Raw genomic sequence first — 8754 nt, 5'->3', positions numbered from 1 at the left:
CCCGGCCCGCCCCCCAGGCCGCAGCGACCACGCGCCCCGCCCCCGGGGGCACGGCATCCGCCGCGCCCGCGCCGCGGCAGCGGTCCGCCCCGCACAGCACCGCGCAGGCGCGGCAGGCGACCCGGCCCGCCCCGAAGAGCGCGACGCGCACCGGGGCGGCACCGCGGTCCGCCCCGCACACCGACCCGCGCGGCACCGCCCCGACCCGGTCCGCACCCCCGCCCGAGTCCGAGCCGCAGCCGCGTCCGCAGCCCGCGGCCCCGGCCCCCTCGCAGGGCGGTCCGCGCGTCCGATCCGCCCCGCAGGTCCCGCCCGTACCTCCGCAGCCGTCGGGTCAGGAGCCTCCGACCGCCGGTATCCGGCCGGAGTCCGCCCGGCGTCCGGAGCGCCCGCAGCCCACCCGGCCGTCCCTGATCCCGGTCTTCCGGGAGCCGACGGTCTGACGGACCGCCGCCCTCCCCGTCCGCTCAGCGGACCGCGACGAGCGCATAGCGTTCGTCGCGGACCGGCCCGCCCCACAACTCCCGCGCCTCGCTGAGCGGTTCAACCTCCACCACCCGGACGAGGGGCGCGACGGCGGCGGCCAGGTCGGCGGCGGTGACGCCGCCCCGCCACGGCAGGCCGCCGCCGGCCCCCGCCCCGTACGGCGTCCCTTCGGCGGCCCCGCCCCACCGCCCTTCGACCAGCACCAGCCGCCCCCCGGGCCGCAGCAGCCGCACCCACGTCCGGAGGGCCGCCACCGGGTCGGGCAGGGCCCACACGAGGTGGCGCACCACGACGACCGCCGAATCCGGCTCGAACGGCGGATGGCTCAATGCTGGGCGTAGCGCGGGTTGACCGAGGCGCCCCGACGCCCCGCCAGAACAGGCGGGGCCGTCGCCTTCCCAGACACGGTGGGCCACTGACCTGCGCAGATGGGCCGAGAGCCAAAGGGTGGCGTACGCGCATTTGACGCTGTCAGTGGCCGCCCACCCCTTCACCTGGGAGGGAAGGGAACCGAGGCGGACGGCCGGTCTACACGGTGATCACCTGCCGCAGCACGGAACGTCCTCGGTGACAGACGCACGTGCACCGGATCGAGATGACGGGCGGGGCGACGACCGGCCGCCCTCGCATCACCACGTACACGTCCTGCGGAGGAGTGCAGTAGCCGCACTCACCGATCACGCACGCCCCAGATTTCCCGGTCCGGTCCATCTCCGCCCACGCCTCCGCGCCCGTCAGACGCCGCCCGGTGACCGTGTGGCCGGCGCTCACTCGGCACCACCCACGTCCGACCGCTCGATGTGCCGCTCCGGGTACGCCACGTAGTACGGGGCGCACCCGGGACAGGCGTACACGTTGAAGCCGGGGCCGCTCGCCGAGTGAATCTCGGCCGCCAACACAGGGGTGTCGGTGATGCCGCTGCACCTCACGCACATGCGGATGGGCTTCCGCACCGCCCGAGCACTGGGGGCCGCCCACGTCTGCGCGAACGCGTCCCGGTGCTCACCCTCGTGCCCGCCCGGCAGGATGCACGGCAGGCGGTGACGACCCGGGCCAGGACGCTCCCAGCCCGGGCGCCGCGCCCCGCACGGCTCCGTGCTCAGCGGCTCGACCCGCTTCAGATTCGCGCTCACCGGGCCACCCCCGCTCCGTGCAGAACCCGCGTGTCCAGGTCGATGCCGAAGTCCGCCGCGAGCACAAGCGTGAGGCACCGCCGCCGCTGACGCGCCCGCTCCTGCCGCTCCTCGTGAGCGACCAGGTACGGGCGAACCAGGGCGAGCGTGTCGCCGTCGAGCGTCTCGCGCAGCCCGTACGGGGACCGAGGCCGCGCGGTCCATCCCCACCCCGGACCGAACTGCCCCACCTGTCCGTACACGGGACGGTCAGCCGTCTGAGGCTGTGGGGCGGGCGCCGCCGTGATCGGGCGGGTACCGGCCCGCCGCCTGCCGGAACCGGGCACGAACACGCCCAGCAGCCACGCGAGCAGCGCAGCGATAAGGTTTCGCATAGCCGAAGCTCCATCCTTCGGTGAGCCCCTGAGCGATCCCTAGCCCGGATCTCTCGGGGGCGCTTTCGTTTACGACACTCCCAGCTTACGCACAGTGCGCACACTGTGCACAGTGTGCTTCCCAAAGTGCGGGGCGCGCAGCGTGCACAGAGCATGGAGAGGTGATCTACGAATGGCAGCGGGTAGCAGACGACCTTGAACGCCGCATCCGTGCTGGGGAGATCCCGCCGGGCGGACGGCTTGAGAATGAGCGGGAGTTGGCAGATGTGTACCGCGTGAGCGCGGGAACGGTGCGCCGTGCCGTCCGAGAACTGCGCGAGCGCGGATTGGTCGGCACCTTGCCCGCGAAGGGGTCTTACGTCGTTGACCCGTTGCCGCCCGCCGTACCTGGGGGTGGCGAGTCCGCCGACTGACGCGGAGCGCTCGCCCCACCCAGCCCCAGTAGCTCTCTGTTTGCTCATCGTCACCCATCCAACGCTTCCGCGTTGCATGATCGGAGGAGCCGGGCAGGGGGCCAGCAAGGGGCCGGGCAGGCGACAGGAGGGGGCCAGCAGTGGACAGCGAGCGCAGACGATCCTTCGGGGTCCACCTCGCACGCCTACGTCGCGCCGCGAACAGGAGTCAGCGGCAGTTGGCCGCCGACCTGTGCGCCCTTTCCGGGGTCCAGTCGGTCACCCGCAATGAGGTGTCCCGCTGGGAGCGCGGCGGACGGGTCCCTGACTCGTGGCTGCCGTTCCTCGCCCGTGCCCTGGACGCGGACGTGATCGAGTTGGAGCGCGCCGCCGCCTACGCCCGGGGCGAGACCGACACTCAACCCCCGGGGCCGACAGCCACCCTCGCAGCACTCCTCCCGGACGGCGACGCGCTCGCCCTCGCCCCGGGCCGGACGCGCCGCGTTGGTGCCGACGCCGTGACCGCCCTCGCCGGACGCGTCCACGGGTTACGGCTCGCTGACGACGTTCTGACAGGCGGGGACCTGATCGGGCCCGCCTTCCGCGAACTGCGCGCCGCCGTACGCCTCTACCGCGAACACACCCACGCCGACGACGTGGGCCGCGCGCTGCTCGTACAGATCGGGGAACTCGCGCAGATCGCAGGATGGATCGCCAGCGACGCCGGACGCCACGACGACGCCGAACACGCCTACCGGCTCGGCATCTCCGCCGCCCGCCAGGCCGCCGACGGTCCCCTGTCCGCGAACCTTGCCGGATCGCTCGCCTACCAGTGGTCCAACACCGGCCGCGAACGCGACGCCGTCGCCCTGGCCCAAGCCGCCCTGGACGAAGCCGGACCGGACGCCCCCGCCAAGACCCGCGCCCTGTTCTCCGACCGCATCGCATGGGCCCACACCCGCGCGGACGACCCGCAGCCGGCCATGCGCGCCCTCGGGCAGGCGCACGACGCGCTTACCGATGACCACGGCCCCGAGGCACCCCAGTGGGCCTACTGGGTGTGCGGCGAAGAACTCGACGTGATGGACGCCCGCGTCTACACCGAACTGCGCCGACCGCTGCGCGCCGTGCCGCTCCTCACTGACGTCCTCGCCCGGTACGACACCACCCACACGCGCGAACTCGCCCTGTACCGGTCATGGCTCGCCGTCGCCCTGGCCGATGCGAACGAACTGGAGCAGGCCGCCGACGTGGCACACCAGGTGATCGCCGCATCCGCCGACATGACCAGCGACCGCACCGCCGAACGCTCCCGCGTCGTACTCCGCCGCCTACTCGATCACGACGACGTGCCCGAGGTCCGCGCACTGCTGAGCGAACACGGCCACCGCCTGACCGAATGCGAGACACTAGGCCGCTGACCTGCGCGGATGCCCCCACTCAGGAGGGTGGGCCTACGCGCATTTGACACCACGACGGCGTCGAACCTCTCCACGCTCACCGGCGGCGCCGCCGCGTCCCCCGACGAGGAACCGCGCCTCGGCGCCCGCCGCCAGGAACGTGGCCCGTGCGTGCTCGACCATGCGCGGCGCCAGGTCGACGCCCGTCACCCGGTGCCCGTCCCGGGCGAGCAGCAGGTCGAGCGAGTCCGTCCCGCACCCGGCGTCCCGCACGTCGCGGGCGGTGTTCCCCGGTGCGCACCCGCGCACCGGGCGGCAGGGACCGGTGGGGCCGGTGGGGCCGTCGGCGCATCGGCACCGCCGTGGGGGCATCGGCAGGTCCGATGATCCCCATCGGTTTCCGGCCCGTTCTGGGGCGTGTTCACGTCACTAACGTCGTTCTCGCAGGAAGCCACCACCCAGCGGCGCCGCGCCGGATCGATCGGCAAGGACCGTGCTCCCCCAACGTGCACGTCGGCGGCTTCCGTCCACCGATCCATCCAGTCGATCCATCCCTGCCACGCGAAGAGGACGTCTCATGACACCGCGCAGCAACGGTCGCCGCAAGCAGCTCATACTCGCCGCCGTCACCGCTCTGACGGCCGGCTCCTTCCTCACCACCGTCCCGGCCGCCAACGCCGAGGTGCTGCCCGCCCCGGACACCAACCCGCACTACGACAACGCGGCGCTGTACTGGAACAAGGCGCTGGTCGAGGCGGTCGAGACCGCGTCCGGCGGCGCCACCGCCCCGCCGGTCGGCGCCCGCTACTTCGCCGTGGCGCACACCTGCATGTACGACGCGTGGGCCGCGTACGACGCCAAGGCGGTCGGCACGAGACTGGGCGGCACGCTGCGCCAGCCCGCGTACAAGCACAAGTGGAAGTACAAGAACGCGGCCGTCAACTACGCGGCCCACCGCGCCCTGGTGGACCTCTTCCCCGCCCAGAAGGCCGCACTGGACGCGAAGCTCTCCGCGCGGGGCTTCGACCCGAACAACAACGAGGTCAACAACTACACCGCCGCCGGTGTCGCCCACACGGCGTGCGACGCGGTCCTGCAGTTCCGCCACAACGACGGCGCCAACCAGCTCGGCACGCCGGCCTACTCGGACCCGAACCCGGACTCGTACGACTACAGCAACGGGTACACGGACTGGGACAACTTCGACAAGTCCACGATCCAGGACCCGGGCAAGTGGGCGCCGATCAAGAAGGACGGCGTCACCCAGCGGTTCATCGGCTCGCAGTTCCCGGACGTCATCCCGTTCGCGATGCAGAGCAAGGACCAGTTCCTGCCGGCCACCCCGCCGGCGTACGGCTCGCCCACGCAGCGGGCCGCCGAGGCGGAGGTGCTGTACTACAGCCGCAACCTCACCGACCGGCGCAAGGCCATCGCGGAGTTCTGGATCGAGGCCAAGGAGTCCCCGACCGGTCACCAGAACCAGTGGGCGCAGTACGTCTCGAAGCGTGACGGCAACTCCCTGGACGAGGACGTGAAGATGTTCTTCGGCCTCAACCTGGGCATGGGCGACGCCGGTATCGCCATCCGCCACTCGAAGAAGCACTTCGACTACGCCCGGCCGATCTCCTCGATCCGCTACGAGAACCAGGGCAAGACGATCCTGGCGTGGGGCGGCCCCGGCCAGGGCACCGTGGCCATGGACGGCAAGAACTGGAAGCCGTACATCTCCACCCCGGCCTTCCCGGCCTACGTCTCCGGCCACTCCACGTGGGGCTCCACCGCGGCCGAGTACCTGAAGCTGTGGACCGGCAGCGACTACTACGGTGACTCCGTCACCATCAAGGCTGGCAGCTCCAAGATCGAGCCCGGCACCACCCCGGCCTCCGACGTGACGCTGTACTGGAACACCTTCAGCGCGGCCGCCGACGAGGACGGCATGTCCCGCCTGTACGGCGGTGTCCACTGGAACTTCGACAAGAACGCCGGCCGCCAGCTCGGCATCGACCTCGCCCAGAACGCCTACCAGGTCGCGAACAACTACTTCAACGGCATCGCCCCCAGCGCCTCCTGACCCGCGCTGACCGCACCACCGCACATAGCGTCGCGCCCCGCCGGCCTCCTCCGGCGGGGCGCACGCGCGCGCGGGACGCGCGAAGCACGGTCGGCGCGCCGGGGACGGCCGGGGCGGAGCGGCGTCTAGGAGACGACCTGGCGGACCGCCCGCACCAGGGCCTGGGCGCGCGGGTCCGCGGTGACGCCCTTGCGCATCCCGTTGGTGACGTAGCCGAAGGCGGTGCCCGACTCCGGGTCCGCGAAGGCCAGCGAGCCGCCCCGGCCCGGGTGGCCGAAGGAGCCGGGCGCCAGCAGCGGGGGCGCCGGGCCGTGCAGCATGTAGCCGAGGCCGTAGCGGGTGGCGACCACCAGCACCCGGTCCGGGCCCGCCGACTCCTCCGTCCGGGCCGCGGCCAGCGTCGCCGGGGCGAACAGCCGGTGCCCGTCCACCCGGCCGATCAGCGCCGCGTAGAACCGGGCCAGCGCGCGGGCCGTGGCGATGCCGCCCGAGGCGGCGAGGCCCGCGGCGCGGCAGGCCGGGGAGTTCTCGTCCGGGTACGGGTCGATCACCCCGAACGCGCGCCGCGTCAGCGACGCCGGGTCCTCGTACGCCTCCGCCACCGAGCGTTTCGCGCGCAGCACCAGGCCGCCGCCCGCCGCCGGGGGCTCGGGGAGCGGGCCGAGGCGCCCCACCCGGTGCGCCTCCTCCGGGGGCAGGCCCAGCCACAGGTCCAGGCCGAGGGGCCCGGCGATCTCCTCCGCCACCCAGCGGCCGACGGACCGGCCCGTCACCCGCCGCACCAGGCCGTCGAGCAGCCAGCCGTACGTGTGCGCGTGGTAGCCGTGGTCCTCGCCGGGCCGCCACACGGGGGCCTGCGCGGCGACGGCCCGCGCCGCCCGCTCCGGGTCCAGGGCCTCCTGCGGGGCCAGTGGGGCGTCCAGCGCGGGGACGCCCGCCCGGTGGGCCAGCAGGTGGCGGACCAGGGTCCGCTCCTTGCCCGCCGCCTTGAACTCGGGCCAGTACGTGCCGACGGGCGCGTCCAGGTCCAGCTGCCCCCGCTGGTGCAGGAGCAGCGGCACCGCCGCCGCCACGCCCTTCGTCACCGAGCGGACCGTCTGCGCGGTGTCCAGTGCCCACGGGGCGTCGCCGTCGACGTCCTTCGTGCCCGCCCACACGTCGACGACCTTCCGGCCGTCCCGGTACACCGCGACGGCCGCGCCGCGCTCCCCGCGCTGGGTGAGGTTGCGGAGGAAGGCGTCCCTGACGGGTTCCCATCCGGGCGTGACGGTGCCGCGTATGTCCTGGGCGTCCACTGCTTCTCGTGCTCTCTCTCGGCGTCGGGCGTCGCGCCCCATCGTGCAACGGCTCAGCGCGGGCCCGGGCCCCGGGTCGGCCGTACGGTGGGGTCGAAGCCGAACGGCAGCTCCAGCCGGTGCCTGCGCATCAGCTCCTCGTCGGCGAGCAGGTCGCCGGTCGGGGCGTCCGCCGCGATGACGCCGCCGCTGAGGATCACCGCGCGCGGGCAGAGTTCCAGGGCGTACGGCAGGTCGTGGGTGACCATCAGGACGGTCACGTCGAGGGAGCGCAGGATGTCGGCGAGCTCGCGGCGCGACGCCGGGTCGAGGTTGGACGACGGCTCGTCGAGGACGAGGATCTCCGGCTCCATCGCGAGGACGGTGGCCACGGCGACGCGGCGGCGCTGCCCGAAGGACAGGTGGTGCGGGGGCCGGTCGGCGTACTCCTCCATGCCGACCCGCGCGAGGGCCCGCCGGACGGTGTCCTCCAGCTCCGCGCCCCGCAGGCCGGCGGCGGCCGGGCCGAACGCCACGTCCTCGCGCACGGTCGGCATGAACAGCTGGTCGTCGGGGTCCTGGAAGACGATGCCGACGCGGCGGCGGATCTCCTTCAGGTGCTGCGGCGCGACGGGCAGGCCGGCGACGGTCACCGTGCCGACGCCGCCGGTGAGGATGCCGTTCAGGTGCAGGACGAGGGTGGTCTTGCCCGCGCCGTTCGGGCCGAGCAGCGCCACGCGCTCGCCGCGCTCGACGGTCAGGTCCACGCCGAAGAGCGCCTGGTGGCCGTCCGGGTAGGCGTACGCCAGGCCGTTGACCTCCAGGGAGGGGGCGAAGGACAGCGGCGCGACGGGCGACTGGCTCATAGGGTCCATCCCACCAGACACACGGCGAGCGCCGGCACCGGGAGGGCCGCCGCCCGCGTCCACTGCGCGGGGGTGGCCACGGCCTGGTCGATCACCGGCATCGAGCCGGTGTAGCCGCGGCTCAGCATCGCCAGGTGGACGCGCTCCCCGCGCTCGTAGGAGCGGATGAAGAGGGCGCCCGCCGACTTCGCGAGGACGCCCCAGTGGCGTACGCCCCGCGCCTCGAAGCCGCGGGAGCGGCGGGCGACGGACATCCGGCGCATCTCGTCGGTGACGACGTCGCCGTAGCGGATCATGAAGGAGGCGATCTGGACGAGGAGCGGCGGCAGCCTCAGCCGCTGGAGGCCCAGCAGCAGGGCCCGCAGTTCCGTCGTGGCGGCGAGCAGGACGGAGGCGGCGACGCCGAGGGTGCCCTTGGCGAGGACGTTCCAGGCGTCCCACAGGCCGGGTACGGACACGTGCACCCCGAGCAGCTCGGTCTGCTCGCCGGGCACCACGAACGGCATCAGGAACGCGAACGCGACGAACGGGATCTCGATCGCGAGCCGCTTGAGCAGGAAGCCGGGCGGGACGCGTGCCGCCGCCGCGGCGAGCGCGAGCAGCAGTGCGTAGGCGCCGAAGGCCCACACCGCCTCGCGCGGGGTCGACACGACGACCACGACGAAGCAGAAGACCGCGACGAGCTTCGTGTGCGGCGGCAGGGCGTGCACCGGGGAGTGGCCGTGCCGGTAGAGCCGGTGGGCGTGGCCCGCTCCCAT

10 protein-coding genes are annotated in these 8754 nt (G+C 73.5%); 3 read left to right on the top strand and 7 right to left on the bottom strand.

From position 1 onward, the window contains the following. Nucleotides 1-467: 467 nt before the first annotated feature. The 3 genes from BJP40_RS05585 to BJP40_RS05570 form a co-directional block, all read right to left on the bottom strand. Entirely contained in the window at nucleotides 468-815 is a 348-nt protein-coding gene (locus tag BJP40_RS05585; protein WP_177204306.1) for a methyltransferase domain-containing protein, read from the bottom strand. Between the two features lie 438 nt (nucleotides 816-1253). Then, on the bottom strand, nucleotides 1254-1382 hold the full coding sequence (locus BJP40_RS35290) for a hypothetical protein (RefSeq protein WP_256220641.1): 129 nt from the start codon (nucleotides 1380-1382) through the stop codon (nucleotides 1254-1256). Between the two features lie 233 nt (nucleotides 1383-1615). After that, nucleotides 1616-1993 carry a hypothetical protein gene (locus tag BJP40_RS05570; protein WP_071279104.1) on the bottom strand — a complete coding sequence of 126 codons (378 nt, stop codon included), beginning with the start codon at nucleotides 1991-1993 and terminating at the stop codon, nucleotides 1616-1618. Between the two features lie 161 nt (nucleotides 1994-2154). On the opposite strand from BJP40_RS05570, the gene BJP40_RS31405 reads away from it, so the two are divergent. Together BJP40_RS31405 and BJP40_RS05565 are read left to right on the top strand one after the other, a co-directional pair. Further along, the gene (locus tag BJP40_RS31405) at nucleotides 2155-2406 is read left to right on the top strand and encodes a winged helix-turn-helix domain-containing protein (RefSeq protein ID WP_079168854.1); all 252 of its coding nucleotides are present in this window, start codon (nucleotides 2155-2157) and stop codon (nucleotides 2404-2406) included. Nucleotides 2407-2546: 140 nt separating this feature from the next. Next, on the top strand, nucleotides 2547-3806 hold the full coding sequence (locus BJP40_RS05565; protein ID WP_071279102.1) for a helix-turn-helix domain-containing protein: 1260 nt from the start codon (nucleotides 2547-2549) through the stop codon (nucleotides 3804-3806). 33 nt (nucleotides 3807-3839) lie between these two features. Here BJP40_RS05565 and BJP40_RS35285 read toward each other — a convergent pair whose 3' ends face one another. Beyond that, nucleotides 3840-4058: a class I SAM-dependent methyltransferase gene (locus tag BJP40_RS35285; protein WP_071264103.1), complete on the bottom strand. Its 219-nt coding sequence runs from the start codon at nucleotides 4056-4058 to the stop codon at nucleotides 3840-3842. A gap of 304 nt (nucleotides 4059-4362) precedes the next feature. On the opposite strand from BJP40_RS35285, the gene BJP40_RS05555 reads away from it, so the two are divergent. Continuing rightward, nucleotides 4363-5856 carry a vanadium-dependent haloperoxidase gene (locus tag BJP40_RS05555; protein ID WP_071279100.1) on the top strand — a complete coding sequence of 498 codons (1494 nt, stop codon included), beginning with the start codon at nucleotides 4363-4365 and terminating at the stop codon, nucleotides 5854-5856. A 125-nt stretch (nucleotides 5857-5981) separates the two neighbouring features. Here BJP40_RS05555 and BJP40_RS05550 read toward each other — a convergent pair whose 3' ends face one another. Genes BJP40_RS05550 through cbiQ form a run of 3 tightly spaced genes read right to left on the bottom strand, consistent with a single transcriptional unit; the run spans nucleotide 5982 to nucleotide 8754 of the window. After that, the gene (locus BJP40_RS05550; RefSeq protein ID WP_177204305.1) at nucleotides 5982-7193 is read right to left on the bottom strand and encodes a serine hydrolase domain-containing protein; all 1212 of its coding nucleotides are present in this window, start codon (nucleotides 7191-7193) and stop codon (nucleotides 5982-5984) included. 11 nt (nucleotides 7194-7204) lie between these two features. After that, nucleotides 7205-7996 carry an energy-coupling factor ABC transporter ATP-binding protein gene (locus tag BJP40_RS05545; protein WP_079170947.1) on the bottom strand — a complete coding sequence of 264 codons (792 nt, stop codon included), beginning with the start codon at nucleotides 7994-7996 and terminating at the stop codon, nucleotides 7205-7207. Next, nucleotides 7993-8754, bottom strand: a complete 762-nt coding sequence (gene cbiQ, locus BJP40_RS05540) for a cobalt ECF transporter T component CbiQ (protein WP_071279094.1) — start codon at nucleotides 8752-8754, stop codon at nucleotides 7993-7995. The genes BJP40_RS05545 and cbiQ overlap by 4 nt, the downstream gene beginning before the upstream one ends.

Origin of the sequence: Streptomyces sp. CC53 (genome assembly GCF_001865245.1) — a bacterium.
In the GTDB taxonomy this organism is placed as follows: Bacteria; Actinomycetota; Actinomycetes; order Streptomycetales; family Streptomycetaceae; genus Streptomyces.
This window is presented reverse-complemented; position numbering and strand designations above follow the sequence as displayed.